Source organism: Pseudomonas sp. NPDC089752, from assembly GCF_044748725.1.
Classification (GTDB): domain Bacteria; phylum Pseudomonadota; class Gammaproteobacteria; order Pseudomonadales; family Pseudomonadaceae; genus Aquipseudomonas.
Map to the genome: position 1 here is coordinate 67,331 of NZ_JBIVGP010000013.1, position 14,271 is coordinate 81,601.

Below are 14,271 nucleotides of genomic sequence, written 5' to 3' on the forward strand. Positions count from 1 at the left end.
TTGGGATGAATGACACTGAGGTTGCAATTGCCCCGGCCTCACCGGGGCGTGCGGTTCCACACCAGCCAAGGCCTGACCACCTCATCGAGCTGCGCTTGTGGCACGGCGCCGAAATAGCGGCCATCGAACGACAATCGGCTGTAATCGGAGAGCATCAGCACCTCACCATTACCCAGCCGGAAATGCGTCGAAGACGGCAACGGCATGCGGCGGCCGCTGGGGTCCTGCAACAGCGGTTGGCTGCGTACCTGCAACCGACCGTTGACGCTGACCCCCTCGGGTACGATCAGTACATCGTCACCCGGTACACCGACCAGGCGCTTGATCATGCGCATATACCCCCCCGGGCAAGGCCCACTGCTGAGGTAGCCGCGGGTGTGCGCCAGGTCGAACACCGGCTGCTGAGGAGGGCAGAACATGACCAGGTCGCCTTTTTCCGGCGCCTTGTCGACGACCCAGTAGATGCCCGGCGGGAAACTACTGGTGACATTGATTCGGGCGCCGCTGCGCAGCACCAGCGGCAACACCAGCAACAGCAGAATGGCCAGCACCGCAGCCACGCTCAGCGGCCGCCTCATGCCGGGGTCGCCGCGCCTTGGAGGTCGATGGTCCGATCGCTTTCACGCGGCGCCGGTACCTTGGCGCGAGCAAGGAAGATCGGGTCCTGGAAGTACAGCGGCTGCTTTCCGTAGAACGCCGGGTAGCCGGCGCAGTACACCACCATGTCGCCGGCTTCCTCGATGTTGCCCTGGCTGTCCTTGCGCGGGCCTGGCATGCGCAGGGCCTCGTCGGTGGTCAGCAACGGCCGCTGCACTTCCTGGATGGTGCGCGACACCTGGCCCAGCAACGCACTGGAGCGTCGCCCGCTGGTAGTGATCTGCTCCTTGACGATGGTGGTCTGCCCGGTGAGTTTGGACAGGTGCTCCGCCGTCTCCACACGGTTCGGCGGGTAGGCATTCTGGATATGGCAGTTGGAGGTGATGCTCTCGTTCTGCCCGTAGAACTCCTGCAGCTGCGACAAGTCCTGGATGATCAGGTAGCACTTGATGCCGTAGCCGGCTACGAAGGCCAGCGATTCCTGCATGATGTCGAGCTTGCCCAGGCTCGGGAACTCGTCGAGCATCATCAGCAGGCGGTGCTTGTAGTGCGCCTTGGGCCGGCCGTCCTCGAAGTCCATCTTGTCTGCCAGCAGGCGCACGATCATGTTCACCAGGATCCGCACCAGCGGGCGCAGACGCGCCTTGTCGTTCGGTTGGGTAATGATGAACAGGCTGACCGGGTCGTCGTGGTTCATCAGGTCGCGGATCTTGAACTCCGAGCGGGCGACGTTGCGCGCCACGATCGGGTCGCGGAACAGCGACAGGTAGGACTTGGCGGTGGACAGCACGGACCCTGCCTCTTCGGCCGGTCGGTCGAGCATGTCGCGGGCGGCGGAACCTACCAGCGGGTGGTTTTCGCCGTCCAGGTGGCCGTAGTGGGTCATCTCTTCCCACAGCTCGTTGATCGGCCGCGACGGGTCGGCGAGCAGGGCGTCCAATGCCGGCAGGCTGGCGACCCCGCCTTCGTCCAGCGAGCGATAGCACAGGTGCAGGATGCAGCCGACCAGCATGGCCTGCGAAGTCTTCTGCCAGTGGTCATTGAGGCCCTTGCCGTCCGGGTCGACGATCAGTGTCGCCAGGTTCTGCACGTCACCCACCTCGAACTCGGTGCCCAGGCGAATTTCTTCCAGCGGGTTCCAGCCCACGCAGCCATTGGCGGTGGCCGGTTCGAAGCGCAGCACCCGGTTGCCGGCATGCTGCTGGCGCCAGCCGGCGGTCAGCGCCCACAACTCGCCCTTGAGGTCGGTGATCACCGCGCTGTGCTTCCACGACAACAAGGTCGGGATCACCAGGCCGACACCTTTACCGCTGCGCGTCGGGGCGAAGGTAAGGATATGCTCCGGGCCGTTGTGGCGCAGGTAATGCAGCTTGTTGCGCTTGTCCAGCCAGGCCCCCACATACACGCCTTCGTCGGCCAGCAGGCCGGCGCTCTCGATGTCCTTGCGTTCGCCCCAGCGCGCCGAGCCGTGCAGGAACGCGTTGGCCTTGGCACTGTTGCTGCTGATCAGGCGGATGACCATCAGCGCCATCATGCCCACGCCACTGACCAGCATGCCCAGTGAGCCGGCACGCATCAGCGAGTCCTCATACTGGCCCGACCAGTTGGCCGCCCACACCAGGATCATCCATGGCGCGTAGACGCCATTGAGGTTGGCGCCCAGCGCCGCGTGGTACTGGAACAGGTAGGCAAAGTACTGGGTGGCGGTTGCGAGGCCAGCCAGCAGAAAGAAGATCGCCAGCAAGGCCTGCCAGGTACTGCCGCTGCTGCGTTGGCCACCGCGGATCTGCGGGCCGACGGCGTTGTTGTGTTTCATGGGTTCGCTCCGTGAACGAAGAAGTGGAAAGTGAGTGCCGGTTCAGGGCGATGAGGTGCGCGAGCGCCCGAGTTCCTGGGCCTGGCTGCGCCGCTGCGCTTCGCTCAGGACCCGTTCGGCCTGGCGCTGCAGGCTCCACTGCTCGGCCAGTTCGGGCTGTTCGGCGCGCAGCTTGCGCACCGCCAGCTCTTCGATCAGCGGCGTGTACAAGCCCATGCCATGGTGCAGGTCCTGTACCCGTTCCAGGCGCAATTGCAGCTGCTGCAATCGCGCCTGGCAGCGCTGGCTAGCCTGTTCCCACGCCGCTCGCGTCGAGGGCAAGGCGATGAACCCTGGGCGCTGGGCCAGGCTTTGTTGCAACTGCGCCTGCTGGCGCTCCACCATGCCCTCCAGGCGCTGTTCCAGTGCTGCACACTGGTCAGCCTTCTGCTCGACGTACTCACCCAGCGCCTGGTTGTAGCGCGCCTGTACCGAGCCGCCTTCGAGCAGGGCGGCCTGCTCGGCAGCCAGCGCCTGGGCCTGAGCTTCCAGACCTTGTCCAGCGTCATCGAGCGGCGGCTTGGTCTTGTTGAGTGGATCCATGGGCACCTGCTTCATATCAGGAAAAGGTAACCGGCCTTGGCCATTGGAATGCGGATCAGCCACAGCGCCAGCAGGTGAAGGGGGTAATAGGCGTAGAACAACCAGCGCCAGCGTGGCAGAGGCAACCGCACCCAGCTGGCGATCGCCAGCAATGGCAGGGCGGCCAGGGCCCAGGCGTTGCCGTTGATCAGCGTCAGCGCCGCAAGTGAAAGCACAGCGCCCACGCCAGCCAGGCCATTCGGGCGCCGAACGTACCAGCCTGTACAAAGTCCCAACAGCACCGCCGGCCACCAGAATTCGACCAGCGCCCCGCCCACCACGAACACCAGCAGCGCAACCGCCCAATACAACGGCCGTCCCGAAGCCGCGCGTTCACAGGCTGCAGTCGTCAAGGTGATCACCAGCAGGGTGAAGAGAATGTTCAGCGGGTAAACCCCATACAACAGCCCGCCCAGGGCGATGAAGGGCGGCGTCGCCAGCACGCCGAACAGGCAAAGGCGCAGCGCGGTGCGGCGGTAGGCGCCGTTTGCCCCCGCACCCGGGCGCGCCAGGTTATAGGCCAGTACCACCACGAACAGCGGCATCGCCAGCCGCCCGGCCTCGAACAAGTAGGGCAAGGTCTCGTTGAACAGGTACTTGTTCACGTGGTCGCCGGTCATCAACAGCAGGGCCAGCCACTTCAGCGTATCCAGAGTACCGTCGGCGAATTGAAGGCGCGGCAGAAAACCAAGGGCTTTCTGCATTGCGAGCGGCCTGGCTTCACTCATCGGCGCATCGCCTGGGACAGGCCCAGGTCCAGTTCCAGTTTGGGCGCCACATCGCGGGCCACTTCACCGATGCCCTTCTCGTTCACGATGGCCGTGCTCTTGCCCACCTGGAAGTTGCGGCTCGGGTCGACGTCGCGGCGGTCATGGATGACGAACTGGTCAGTCTGGCCGACCTTCTGCAGGATGTGATGCTCGTCCATGCCCATGACCATGCCGCTGGTGGCCTTGCGCCCGGTTTGCGAGGCTTCGCCGATGCTGGCCGAGGGGTTCAAGGCGCGGGCCTTCTCTTCCATGGCTTTGAACGAGTCGTTGCGCTGTTGAGCCTGGGGGTCTTGCTGTTGCTCCGGCCCGAGGTCCCTGGGGACCGGCACAGGTTGCAGGTTCAGGCTCTCGATATAGGCGGCATTGGGGCGCGACGTCTTGAGCTCCCCGGACAACGTGGCCACTTGCTCGCGGGAGTGCGCCTCTTTTTCCGCCCGGAGCTCTGCATAAGCACCCTTGCTTTCCTGGCGTGCTTGTTCTCGGGTCTCCAGACCCAGTGCCCGCATGGAAGCCGACACCGTATCCTGCCCCATCGACTTCAGACGATCACCGAAGCTTTCCAGTGCCCTGGAGATACCGTTGCGGCTGAGCCGATCATCATTTTCGAAGATTACGCCCCGACCATTGGTCTCATGGTCGAAGGGCTTGGTTTGACGGTCGAACACATTAATCATGCCCCTTTCCATCGGGAAGGGCATGTTGTCCACTTTCTGATAAGCACCATCGGCGCCTTGGCTGAACGCTTTTTCTCCCTTCAACAAGCGAGAATCGATCAGCGCTTCCTGGACTTTCTCCGGGCTCTTGATCAACTCGTTGTACTGTTCGATGCGCTTTACATCGTCTTGCTGCATCGGCCTCATCTCGATGCCAGCCAATTGCAGGCGGTCATGCATTACGGCCAGGGGGCCGGCTGCCAAGACATCATTCTGGTAGCCACCTCCTACCTGCGAATGCGCGCCGGCGAACTTCAGCTCCTCGATACGGGAATTGTCGTCGTTACGCAGTGCACTGGTAAGGCGGAATGTATCGCGGTACTCGTTCATCGCCACCAGGTGCGTGGTCGAGTCCACGTTTTTGCCGATTTCCAGGTTCTTGCCCAGATGAGTATCGGTATTGGACAAGCCGTCGGTGGCCACGGTGTCGAAGATGCCGAGCTTATTTACATGGGCCTGACCCGGCGGAATCAGGAAGTCACCGGTAGGTTGCCCCTGCCCATCCAGTTGCGGTACGCCGCGCTCGATGAACTCGTTGGCCAGGGCCCGAGACTGCGACGCACCTCGGCTGAAGCCGACGATGTTCACATCTATCTTCTGGTCCGGGTACTTGTTGTGGAAGGCAACGATGGCGTCATAGGCCTGGTCGATACGCTCCTGCGCGCCCCGCCCGGTGGCACCCTCGATCAGGGACCGGCCCGAGGTTTCGGCTTGGCTGCCGACGCCATCGAAGTAAATCTTCTCTGACTGGCCCGTCCGGTCTTGAGCATTGTATTGCTCTGGGGGATGCCCAGAGTTACGTGCCAGGTTGGTGCCTTTAGCGGTATCCAGGTCGAACAGGCGCGCCACGTTGGTCTGCGTGCCTTCGGGGGTATTCAGATCTTTGTTGTTCCCGGTGCCATCGAAATACACCGTAAACCGCATTGCGTCGCTCATCTCATATCCCTATGGATCATCCCGCCGCTTGGACAGGATGATCTCTCCAAGACATTCTCGAACTGCTCTCAAGCACCTGGCTTGTTCAGGCCCACGATCAAATCGTGGACACCATCACCCGCACTTGCGGTATAGCGGTCCAAAAACGCATCGTCTTTATTCAGCAGGGGAGATCCTCTCAGCGATTGGGTAGCCGCACGAATTGCCATGGCCCCACAGCTTTCGGCCATCTGCGCAACAAGCTTGCTGCGCTCGGCTGGATCGTTGGCGGACTCTTGGTACACCTTCGAGATCCGATACTCGACCAACTTGTCCTCAAAGGCCTCATTGAGATATTTGGCCAATGCGAAAAGGGACTCGCGCGCCAGAGTAGGATCGATGCCATCAGCCTTCATTACAGCTTCCGCACGTTTGGCAGCAGCGCCAATCAAGTCTTCATGGGTATAACCCTGCATCGGCGGAAACACGCCATCAGGCAGCTTCATGCCGGGGGTGTAACGTTGGTACTGGCCTTGATTGTCTTGCATGGAAAACTCCTTGGCGTGAACGGGAGAAATAGTGGCAGGCAGGAGCACGCAGGCCCCCAGCAGGAGGGGCAACATCGAGACCAGACGCAGCCGTGCCCAGAAGCCCTTGGTGCAGCGCGAGGCGTTCCCGGCAAAGGGTGCACTCGCTGCAGACGTTGAACGGTTCATACTGTCTCTCCCTGCATCCCCCTCGCGGCGGGTTCCTGTTTCATTCGTGATACGGACTGGGCCGCCAGATGGCTCGCAGAATACCGAGAAACCTGTGGCCAGGGGCCGTTAGTCTGTCGCAAAGCAGAGCTCCAACAATCTTGCCTTCATCGACGCATCGCCTGGGCCAAGCCCATGTCCAGTTCCAATTTCGGCGCCAGGTCGCGGGCTACTTCACCGATACCTTGTTCATTCACGATCGCGGTGCTCTTGCCCACCTGGAAGTTGCGGCTCGGGTCGACGTCGCGGCGGTCATGGATGACGAATTGAACAGGCTTACGATGCCATTGTGGCCTTCCATAACAAGCACCCGGACCAGAAGGTTGACGTGAACATCGTCGGCTTCAGCCGCGGCGCAGCGCAGTCTCGCGCGCTGGCCAACGAGTTTGTCGAGCGCGGCGTGCCGAAACTGGACGGCCTTGGGCAACCGACAGGCGACTTCCTGATTCCTACGCTCCTGGCCGCCCAAGCCAGTGCCGCCTTCTAGCAGGGATCGACCTGTGGTATTTCGCGTAACGTGTCAGGAATTCTTTTGGTTGAGGGTTACGATCCTGTCATTGACCCCATCACCGGCAGCATTGATGAAGGCGCTCAGGAAAGCGTCGCTCTTATGCAGCAAAGGGGAGCCCTTCAACGAGTCGCCCGCTGCACGGATGGCGAGCGCACCAAAGCTTTCACCCATGGCAGAAACGCTTTGTGCGCGTGCAGCAGGGTCGTCGTACGGTTTCTTGAACCAGGTTGCAATCTGATATTCGACGTTTTGCGACTGGAAGGCTCGATTCAGATGATCGGCCAAGGCGAAAAGCGTTTCTTTGGCCAGCGTCGGATCGACGTCATTGGCCTTCAGCACGGCCTCGACCCGCTTGCCGGCCGCCTCGATCAGATCCTCGTGGGTGTAACCTTGCATCGGGGGAAAGACCCCATCGGGCAGTTTCATGCCAGGGGTATAAGGTTGATACTGACCTTGATTGTCTTGCATGGAAATCTCCTGGGCTTGAAGTGAAGATGAAGTGGCCGGCAGTAGTACACAGGCTCCCAGCACGAGAGGCACGAACGAGGCCAGACGCAACCGCATTAAGTGACGCTTGGTGCAAAAAATGACATTGCCGAACGCGAATGCGCTCCCACCGGATATTGTTCCGTTCAAACTTCCCTCCCTGCATCCGCCTCGCGGCGGGTCCCTGTCCAATGTAGTGATACGGCCTGGAACGCCTAACGTGAATCGCAGAATACCGAGAAACCTGTGGCCAGGGGCCATTAGCCTGTCGCGAAGCAAAGCTTCATTAGTGCAACCTTGCTTTCATCGACGCATCGCCTGGGCCAGCCCCATGTCCAAATCCAATTTCGGCGCCAGGTCGCGGGCCACTTCACCGATGCCTTTTTCATTGACGATCGCGGTGCTCTTGCCTACCTGGAAGTTGCGGCTCGGGTCGACATCACGACGGTCATGGATGACGAATTGGTCAGTCTGGCCGACCTTCTGCAGGATGTGATGCTCGTCCATGCCGACAACCATCCCGCTGGTGGCCTTACGGCCGGTTTGCGAGGCCTCGCCGACGCTGGCCGAAGGATTCAGGTCGCGAGCTTTTTCTTCCATGGCCTTGAACGAGTCGCTGCGCTGCTGGGCCTGCGGGTCTTGGTGCTGACCTTGCTTGTTGCCTTGAGGCACAGGCACCGGCTGCAGTTTGAGCCCTTCGATGTAGGCGGCGTTCGGGCGCGAGGCCTTGACCTCATTGGACAGCTCGGTGACCTGTGCCTGCGCATTGGCGCTGAGCTGCGCACGCATCTCGTCAAGCTCGTTGCGGGTGATCTGTTCCTGCTGATCGCGGGTGCCCATACCCAGGGCCTGCAAGATACCGCTCTTGGTCTCCTGCCCCAGCGCCTGCAAACGTTCGCCGAAACTCTCGAGCCCTCTGGATACCGCGTTGCGGCTGAGTCGGTCATCGTTCTCGAAGATCACGCCCCGACCATTGGTCTCATGATCGAAGGGCCGACTCTGGCGGTCAAAGAGATTGATCGTGCCCCTTTCCAGAGGGAAAGGCGTGTTGTCGACCTTTTGGTAGGCGCCGTCCGCACCCTGGCTGAAGGCATTCTCACCTTTCAACAACCGGGAATCGATCAGCGCCTGCTGAACCTTTTCCGGGTCCTTGATCAACTCGTTGTACTTCTCGATGCGTTGTACATCCTCCTGCTGCATCGGCTTCATTTCGATACCGGCAGACTGCAGGCTCTGGTACATCACCGCCAAAGGGCCAGCCGCCAGCGTGTCGTCCTTGTAGCCGCCACCGACTTGCGAATGGGCGCCGGCGAACTTGATTTCCTCGATACGCGAGTTGTCGTCGTTACGCAGGGCACTGGTCAGGCGGAAAGTGTCGCGGTATTCGTTCATCGCCACCAGGTGGGTGGTCGAGTCGACGTTCTTGCCGATCTCCAGGTTCTTGCCCAGATGCGTATCGGTGTTCGACAGGCCATCGGTGGCCACGGTGTCGAAGATACCCAGCTTGTTCACATGGGCCTGGCCTGGCGGAATCAGGAAGTCGCCGGTGGGTTGACCCTGGCCATCGAGTTTCGGCACGCCGCGCTCGATCAGTTCGTTGGCCAGCGCCCGGGATTGTGACGCTCCGCGGCTGAAGCCAACGATATTCACATCGACTTTCTGGTCCGGGTATTTGTTGTGGAAGGACACGATGGCGTCATAGGCCTGGTCAATGCGCTCCTGCGCACCCCGGCCCGTGGCGCCCTCCAGCAAGGATTTACCCGAGGTCTCGCCTTGGCTGCCCACGCCATCGAAGTAGATCTTCTCCGACTGCCCAGAACGGTCCTGGCCATCGTACTGCTGCGGGGCATGCCCCGAATTGCGCGCCAGGTTGGTGCCTTTAGCCGTGTCCAGGTCGAACAGGCGAGCCACGTTGGTCTGGGTGCCTTCGGGGGTATTCAGGTCTTTGTTGTTACCGGTGCCATCGAAGTACACCGTGAAGCGCATTGCATCACTCATGTCATATCCCTATGGCCCATGTCCTCCAACAATCCGGAATGGGCTCGCCAAGACAATATCGAACTGCGCTCAGGATTTCGCTTTGCCCAAGGTGACGACCAGTTCGTACACACCATCCCCGGCGCTTCTGCTGAGACGGGCGAGATAATCATTGCTCTTGTTCAAGAGTGGCGAACCGCGGAACGACTGCGTGGTTGCCTGCATCGCCATGGCTCCCAGACTTTCTGCGACCTGGTCAAAGAGCTTGGTGCGTTCGGTGGCATCATCCTTGGTTTCCTGATCAAGCTTGGCAAGCCGATACTCGACCAGCTTTTCTTCCAGTTGCTCATTGAACTTCGCGGCAAGCGCAAACAGTGTTTCCTTGGTCAGCGTCGGGTCCACACCGTCAGCCTTCAGAATGGCTTCGACAGGTTTGGCTGCAGCCTCGAGCAGATCAGCGTGGGTGTATCCCTGCACCGGTGGGTACACACCGTCAGGCAGTTTCATGCCGGGCTTGTAGGGTTGGTACTGGCCTTGATTGTCTTGCATGGAAATCTCCTTGGCTTGAAGCGCAGATGAAGTGGCTGGCAGTAGTACACAGGCTCCCAGCACGAAGGGCAGCATCGAGCCCAGACGCAGCCGTGACCAGAAGCCCTTGGTGCAGCGCAAAGCGTTCCCGGCAAAGGGTGCACTTGCTGCAGAAGGTGAACGGTTCATATTGTCTCTCCCTGCATCCGCCTCGCGGCGGGTTCCTGTTTCATTCGTGATACGGACTGGGCCGCCAGATGGCTCGCACAATACCGAGAAACCTGTGGCCAGGGGCCATTAGCCTGTCGCGAAGCAAAGCTTCATTAGTGCAACCTTGCTTTCATCGACGCATCGCCTGGGCCAGCCCCACGTCCAAATCCAATTTCGGCGCCAGGTCGCTGGCTACTTCACCGATACCTTTTTCATTCACGATCGCGGTGCTCTTGCCCACCTGGAAGTTGCGGCTCGGGTCGACGTCGCGGCGGTCATGGATGACGAACGGGTCTGTCTGGCCGACCTTCTGCAGGATGTGATGCTCGTCCATGTCCCTGACCACGCCGCTGGTGGCCCTACGGCCGGAATGTCATTACGGTAGCCGCCGCCGACTTGCGAGTGAGCACCGGCGAACTTGACCTCTTCAATGCGTGAGTTGTCATCGTTGCGCAAGGCGCTGGTCAGGGGGAAGGTGTCGCGGTATTCATTCATCGCCACCAGGTGAGTGGTGGAATCGACGTTCTTGCCGATTTCCAGATTTTTGCCCAAGTGCGTATCTGACATCGCGTTGCCATACGAAGCAACGGTGTCGAAGATACCCAGCTTGTGGACATGCGCTTCGCCAGGCGGAATGAGGAACTCGCCGGTAGATTTGCCCTGTGCGTCCAGTTTCGGCACACCCTTGTCGATGAATTCATTGGCCAGTGCGCGGGATTGTGCGGCGCCACGGCTGAAACCAACGATGTTCACATCGACTTTCTGGTCTGGGTACTTATTGTGGAATGCCACAATGGCGTCATACGCTTGGTCGATACGCTCCTGGCCACCCAGGCCACTACCCCTTCGGCCAACGAGCGCAGGCTGACATCGGCTTGGCTGCCCACCCCATCGAAATACACCTTTTCGGACTGGCCCGACCGGTCATGTGCGTGGTATTGCAGCGGCTCGTGCCCCGAGTTACGGGCAAGATTGGTGCCCTTGGCCTGGTCCGCTTCATAAAGTCGCGCAACATTGGTGTGGGCCCCTTTGGGCGTGTCCAGATCCTTGTTGTTACCCGTACCGTCGAAGTAGACCGTGAAACGCAATGCATCGCTCATGTCATGTCCTTATGAATATTCCACTGACCAGGGCGTTGCGATCTTTCGCCCTTTCGGCAAATGACCTCAGGCGCCGGGTTTGTTCAGGGTTTCAATCAGGTTCTGGACACCCATGCCTGCGCTGTCCAGAAAACGACCCTGGAAGTCTCGGCTCATGCCGCCCAGTGGCGACTTGACCAGCGCCTTGCCAGCAGTCCGAATGGTAAGGGCGTTGAACTCCTTCGCCATTGCCTTCACGCTCTCTGCACGAACCGCAGGGTCGTTGTAGGGCTTCTGGTACCAGGTGGAAATCTGGTAATCCACGTTTGCGTCCTCGTAGGCAGCGGTCAAGTAGTTGAACAGTTCGAAGAGCGACTCTTTGGCAAGCGTCGGATCAATCTTGCTTTCCTTGAAGAACTTGTCGACGCTCTGGCATGCGGCCGTGGCCAACTCCGCATTGGTATAACCCTTCATGGGAGGGAAAACGCCTTCTGGCAACTGGCTGCCGGCCGCGTGGGAGGTGTTCTGGCCTTGATTGTCTTGCATGGAAATCTCCTTGGCTTGAAGCGCAGATGAAGTGGCTGGCAGGAGCACACAGGCTCCCAGCACGAGGGGTACGAGCGAGGTCAGGCGCAACCGCGACCATAAGCGCTTGGCGCAGCGAGAGGTGTTGCCGAGCAGGGGTGCGCTCGCACCAGAGTTTGTTCCGTTCAATCTTTCTCTCCTTGCATCCGTCTCGCGGCGGGTCCCTGTTTCAGATCGTGATGCGGACTGGGCCGCCTGACGTGGCCCGCAGAATACCGAGAAACCTGTGGCCAGGGGCCGCTAGCCTGTCGCAAAGCAGAGCTCCATCGGCGCAGCCTCGCTTTCATCGACGCATCGCCTGGGCCAAGCCCATGTCCAATTCTAATTTCGGCGCCAGGTCGCGGGCCACTTCGCCAATGCCTTTCTCATTGACGATCGCGGTGCTCTTGCCCACCTGGAAGTTGCGGCTCGGGTCGACGTCGCGGCGGTCATGGATGACGAACTGATCTGTCTGGCCGACCTTCTGCAAGATGTGATGCTCGTCCATGCCCATGACCAGGCCGCTGGTGGCCTTGCGGCCGGTTTGCGAGGCTTCGCCGATGCTGGCCGATGGACTCAGTTCGCGGGCCTTTTCTTCCATGGCTTTGAATGAGTCGCTGCGTTGTTGGGCCTGCGGGTCTTGAGGCACTCCAGATGCCCCCCCGGGCAGCGGAACTTCCTGAAGCTTCAGGGTCTGCAGGTAATCCTGGCTCGGCCTCGATTTGGAAAGAGACGTGGTCATCTCTGTCACCTGCGCCTGGGACGTACGCTCGAGTTCTTCAAGTTTGGCTTCAAAACCATCTACCTTGCGCTCTACGGATTCATTCTGAGTCTTGGTGGTGGCAAACCAAGTCGATGGATCCTTGGTCTTCTGTCCAACCGCCAAGAACCAGGCTCCCACTTTCTCACCCACTCGCTGGACACCCAATTTGCTGAGTGAATCGTCATTTTCGAAGAGGACCTTGCGGCCACTGACCTCATGATCGAACGGACGGGTTTGCCGGTCATCGCTGTTGAATGTGCCGCGCTCCATCGTGAATGGCTTGTTGTTCACTACCTGGTAAGCACCGTCGGCAGCTAGCTTGAAGGCATCCTTGCCTTCCGCCAGCCGCGAATCGATCAGTGCCGCTTGAAGTTTCTCTGGGTCCTTGATGATTGCGTTGTACTGCTCGACGCGCAGCACGTCCTCCTGCTGCATCGGCTCCATCTCGATACCGGCAGCCTGCAAGCGGTCGTACATCACCGCCAGCGGTCCGGCCGCCAGAACGTCGTCTTTGTATCCGCCTCCCACTTGCGAATGCGCGCCCGGGAACTTCTGTTCCTCGATCCGGGAGTTATCATCGTTTCGCAGGGCGCTGGTCAATCGAAAGGTATCGCGATATTCGTTCATCGCCACCAGGTGGGTGGTCGAATCGACGTGCTTGCCGACCTCCAGATTCTTGCCAAGGTGGGTATCGGACATCGCATTGCCGTAGGAGGCGACGGTGTCGAATATTCCCAGCTTATTGACATGGGCCTGGCCCGGCGGAATCAGAAATTCGCTTGTCGCTTTACCCTGCTCGTCAAGCTTGGGCACTCCACGTTCGATGAACTCGTTCGCCAGGGCACGTGACTGCGCCGCGCCACGACTGAAGCCAACGATATTGACGTCGACTTTTTCGTCCGGGTACTTGTTATGGAACGCCACGATGGCATCGTAAGCCTGCTCGATACGCTCCTGCCCACCGGCTCCGGTAGCGCCCTGCCAATTAGCAGCCAGCGCGCTGCCTTTCTGGCTACCGACGCCGTCAAAATAGATCTTCTCGGACTGCCCCGAGCGCTGAGCAGCATCGTACTGCAACGGCTGATGGCCCGAATTACGGGCCAGGTTAGTGCCTTGAGCGGTGTCGAGATCATACAGCCGCGCAACGTTGGTCTGCGTCCCCTCGGGGGTGGCGTGATCCTTGTTGTTCCCGGTGCCGTCGAAGTACACCGTGAATCGTTTGGATTCAGTCATCTCATGTCCTTATGAACAACCGAAGTGATCAGTTCTTGTTCAACGAACGAATCAGGTCGCCTACTGCATCGCCGGACTCAATCATGAACTGGCGGTAGAATTCTTTCCCCTGGCGCAGCAGCTGCGAGCCATCCAGGGAGTCGGCGGCGGCCTCCACAGCGAGGGCACCAAATTGCTCGGCCATGCCATCGACACTGCGCTTGCGCAGGTCGGGGCTGTCGTATGGCTTCTGATACCAGGTAGCGATCTGGTACTCGACGCCCTCTTTCTCGAACGCGGCAACGAGATGGGTATCCAGTGCAATCAACGTTTCGCGGATAAGACCAGGGTTGATACTCTTGGCTGTGAGGAATTCCTCGGTACGCGCGTGGGCAGCGGCAATCAAGTCCTTGTGGGTATACCCCGGCATCGGTGGGAAAACACCATCTGGCAGCTTCATGCCAGGGATATAAGGTTGGTATTGGCCGTGTTTGTCTTGCATGGAAATCTCCTTGGCTTGAAGCGTGGATGAAGTGGCAGGCAGAAGCACACAGGCTCCCAGCACGAAGGGCATGAGTAAGCCCAGGCCCAACCGCGACCAGATGCCCTTGGCGCGGCTAACGTCGTGGCCGACGGTAGGTGCGCTTGCAACAGTGGTGTTACCGTTCAATCTCTGTCTCCCTGCATCCGCCACGCGGCGGGCCCGTGTTGAATCCATTGTGTGACTTGAACCACGTTGAATCGAGCGAATAAC

The 14,271-nt window shown here is 60.1% G+C and carries 15 protein-coding genes and 1 pseudogene; 1 reads left to right on the plus strand and 15 read right to left on the minus strand.

Annotated elements, in window-relative coordinates:
- Nucleotides 1-38: 38 nt before the first annotated feature.
- The 6 genes from traF to ACIPZF_RS20730 all read right to left on the minus strand — a co-directional run bounded on the left by traF (nt 39) and on the right by ACIPZF_RS20730 (nt 6,148).
- A complete protein-coding gene (traF, locus tag ACIPZF_RS20705; RefSeq protein ID WP_400802603.1) occupies nt 39-578 on the minus strand; it encodes a conjugative transfer signal peptidase TraF in 540 nt (179 codons plus the stop codon).
- Nucleotides 575-2,413 carry a type IV secretory system conjugative DNA transfer family protein gene (locus ACIPZF_RS20710; protein ID WP_400802605.1) on the minus strand — a complete coding sequence of 613 codons (1,839 nt, stop codon included), beginning with the start codon at nt 2,411-2,413 and terminating at the stop codon, nt 575-577. The genes traF and ACIPZF_RS20710 overlap by 4 nt, the downstream gene beginning before the upstream one ends.
- A gap of 42 nt (nt 2,414-2,455) precedes the next feature.
- Complete coding sequence (locus ACIPZF_RS20715) at nt 2,456-2,995, minus strand: IncP plasmid survival protein KfrC family protein (protein ID WP_400802607.1); 540 nt, start codon at nt 2,993-2,995, stop codon at nt 2,456-2,458.
- A gap of 11 nt (nt 2,996-3,006) precedes the next feature.
- Nucleotides 3,007-3,738, minus strand: coding sequence for a TraX family protein (locus ACIPZF_RS20720; RefSeq protein WP_400802609.1), 732 nt, complete (start codon nt 3,736-3,738; stop codon nt 3,007-3,009).
- Nucleotides 3,739-3,758: 20 nt separating this feature from the next.
- Nucleotides 3,759-5,453: a phospholipase effector Tle1 domain-containing protein gene (locus ACIPZF_RS20725; protein ID WP_400802611.1), complete on the minus strand. Its 1,695-nt coding sequence runs from the start codon at nt 5,451-5,453 to the stop codon at nt 3,759-3,761.
- 68 nt (nt 5,454-5,521) lie between these two features.
- Nucleotides 5,522-6,148, minus strand: a complete 627-nt coding sequence (locus tag ACIPZF_RS20730) for a hypothetical protein (protein WP_400802612.1) — start codon at nt 6,146-6,148, stop codon at nt 5,522-5,524.
- A 328-nt stretch (nt 6,149-6,476) separates the two neighbouring features.
- Between ACIPZF_RS20730 and ACIPZF_RS20735 the strand changes: the two genes are divergently transcribed.
- The gene (locus ACIPZF_RS20735) at nt 6,477-6,674 is read left to right on the plus strand and encodes a hypothetical protein (RefSeq protein ID WP_400802614.1); all 198 of its coding nucleotides are present in this window, start codon (nt 6,477-6,479) and stop codon (nt 6,672-6,674) included.
- A 33-nt stretch (nt 6,675-6,707) separates the two neighbouring features.
- Here ACIPZF_RS20735 and ACIPZF_RS20740 read toward each other — a convergent pair whose 3' ends face one another.
- The 9 genes and pseudogenes from ACIPZF_RS20740 to ACIPZF_RS20780 all read right to left on the minus strand — a co-directional run bounded on the left by ACIPZF_RS20740 (nt 6,708) and on the right by ACIPZF_RS20780 (nt 14,019).
- On the minus strand, nt 6,708-7,166 hold the full coding sequence (locus ACIPZF_RS20740) for a hypothetical protein (protein WP_400802616.1): 459 nt from the start codon (nt 7,164-7,166) through the stop codon (nt 6,708-6,710).
- 321 nt (nt 7,167-7,487) lie between these two features.
- The gene (locus ACIPZF_RS20745; protein ID WP_400802617.1) at nt 7,488-9,182 is read right to left on the minus strand and encodes a phospholipase effector Tle1 domain-containing protein; all 1,695 of its coding nucleotides are present in this window, start codon (nt 9,180-9,182) and stop codon (nt 7,488-7,490) included.
- A gap of 69 nt (nt 9,183-9,251) precedes the next feature.
- Entirely contained in the window at nt 9,252-9,878 is a 627-nt protein-coding gene (locus ACIPZF_RS20750) for a hypothetical protein (protein WP_400802619.1), read from the minus strand.
- Between the two features lie 151 nt (nt 9,879-10,029).
- The gene (locus ACIPZF_RS20755) at nt 10,030-10,233 is read right to left on the minus strand and encodes a hypothetical protein (RefSeq protein WP_400802799.1); all 204 of its coding nucleotides are present in this window, start codon (nt 10,231-10,233) and stop codon (nt 10,030-10,032) included.
- Nucleotides 10,234-10,331: 98 nt separating this feature from the next.
- Nucleotides 10,332-10,466: pseudogene (locus ACIPZF_RS20760) on the minus strand (hypothetical protein); the annotation flags it as partial.
- A 182-nt stretch (nt 10,467-10,648) separates the two neighbouring features.
- Nucleotides 10,649-10,999 carry a hypothetical protein gene (locus ACIPZF_RS20765; RefSeq protein ID WP_400802620.1) on the minus strand — a complete coding sequence of 117 codons (351 nt, stop codon included), beginning with the start codon at nt 10,997-10,999 and terminating at the stop codon, nt 10,649-10,651.
- 66 nt (nt 11,000-11,065) lie between these two features.
- Nucleotides 11,066-11,524, minus strand: a complete 459-nt coding sequence (locus ACIPZF_RS20770; protein ID WP_400802622.1) for a hypothetical protein — start codon at nt 11,522-11,524, stop codon at nt 11,066-11,068.
- Between the two features lie 322 nt (nt 11,525-11,846).
- Entirely contained in the window at nt 11,847-13,538 is a 1,692-nt protein-coding gene (locus tag ACIPZF_RS20775) for a phospholipase effector Tle1 domain-containing protein (protein ID WP_400802624.1), read from the minus strand.
- 28 nt (nt 13,539-13,566) lie between these two features.
- Nucleotides 13,567-14,019: a hypothetical protein gene (locus ACIPZF_RS20780; protein ID WP_400802626.1), complete on the minus strand. Its 453-nt coding sequence runs from the start codon at nt 14,017-14,019 to the stop codon at nt 13,567-13,569.
- Between the last annotated feature and the right edge of the window lie 252 nt (nt 14,020-14,271).

Bases quoted from the DNA above. Each gene is read 5' to 3' on its own strand.
- ACIPZF_RS20725 (WP_400802611.1), bottom strand. From the start codon at position 5,453: ATGAGCGACGCAATGCGGTTTACGGTGTATTTCGATGGCACCGGGAAC.
- ACIPZF_RS20720 (WP_400802609.1), bottom strand. From the start codon at position 3,738: ATGCAGAAAGCCCTTGGTTTTCTGCCGCGCCTTCAATTCGCCGACGGT.
- ACIPZF_RS20715 (WP_400802607.1), bottom strand. From the start codon at position 2,995: ATGGATCCACTCAACAAGACCAAGCCGCCGCTCGATGACGCTGGACAA.
- ACIPZF_RS20730 (WP_400802612.1), bottom strand. From the start codon at position 6,148: ATGAACCGTTCAACGTCTGCAGCGAGTGCACCCTTTGCCGGGAACGCC.
- ACIPZF_RS20710 (WP_400802605.1), bottom strand. From the start codon at position 2,413: ATGAAACACAACAACGCCGTCGGCCCGCAGATCCGCGGTGGCCAACGC.
- ACIPZF_RS20745 (WP_400802617.1), bottom strand. From the start codon at position 9,182: ATGAGTGATGCAATGCGCTTCACGGTGTACTTCGATGGCACCGGTAAC.
- ACIPZF_RS20780 (WP_400802626.1), bottom strand. From the start codon at position 14,019: ATGCAAGACAAACACGGCCAATACCAACCTTATATCCCTGGCATGAAG.
- traF (WP_400802603.1), bottom strand. From the start codon at position 578: ATGAGGCGGCCGCTGAGCGTGGCTGCGGTGCTGGCCATTCTGCTGTTG.
- ACIPZF_RS20755 (WP_400802799.1), bottom strand. From the start codon at position 10,233: ATGGACGAGCATCACATCCTGCAGAAGGTCGGCCAGACAGACCCGTTC.
- ACIPZF_RS20770 (WP_400802622.1), bottom strand. From the start codon at position 11,524: ATGCAAGACAATCAAGGCCAGAACACCTCCCACGCGGCCGGCAGCCAG.
- ACIPZF_RS20740 (WP_400802616.1), bottom strand. From the start codon at position 7,166: ATGCAAGACAATCAAGGTCAGTATCAACCTTATACCCCTGGCATGAAA.
- ACIPZF_RS20750 (WP_400802619.1), bottom strand. From the start codon at position 9,878: ATGAACCGTTCACCTTCTGCAGCAAGTGCACCCTTTGCCGGGAACGCT.
- ACIPZF_RS20775 (WP_400802624.1), bottom strand. From the start codon at position 13,538: ATGACTGAATCCAAACGATTCACGGTGTACTTCGACGGCACCGGGAAC.
- ACIPZF_RS20765 (WP_400802620.1), bottom strand. From the start codon at position 10,999: ATGAGCGATGCATTGCGTTTCACGGTCTACTTCGACGGTACGGGTAAC.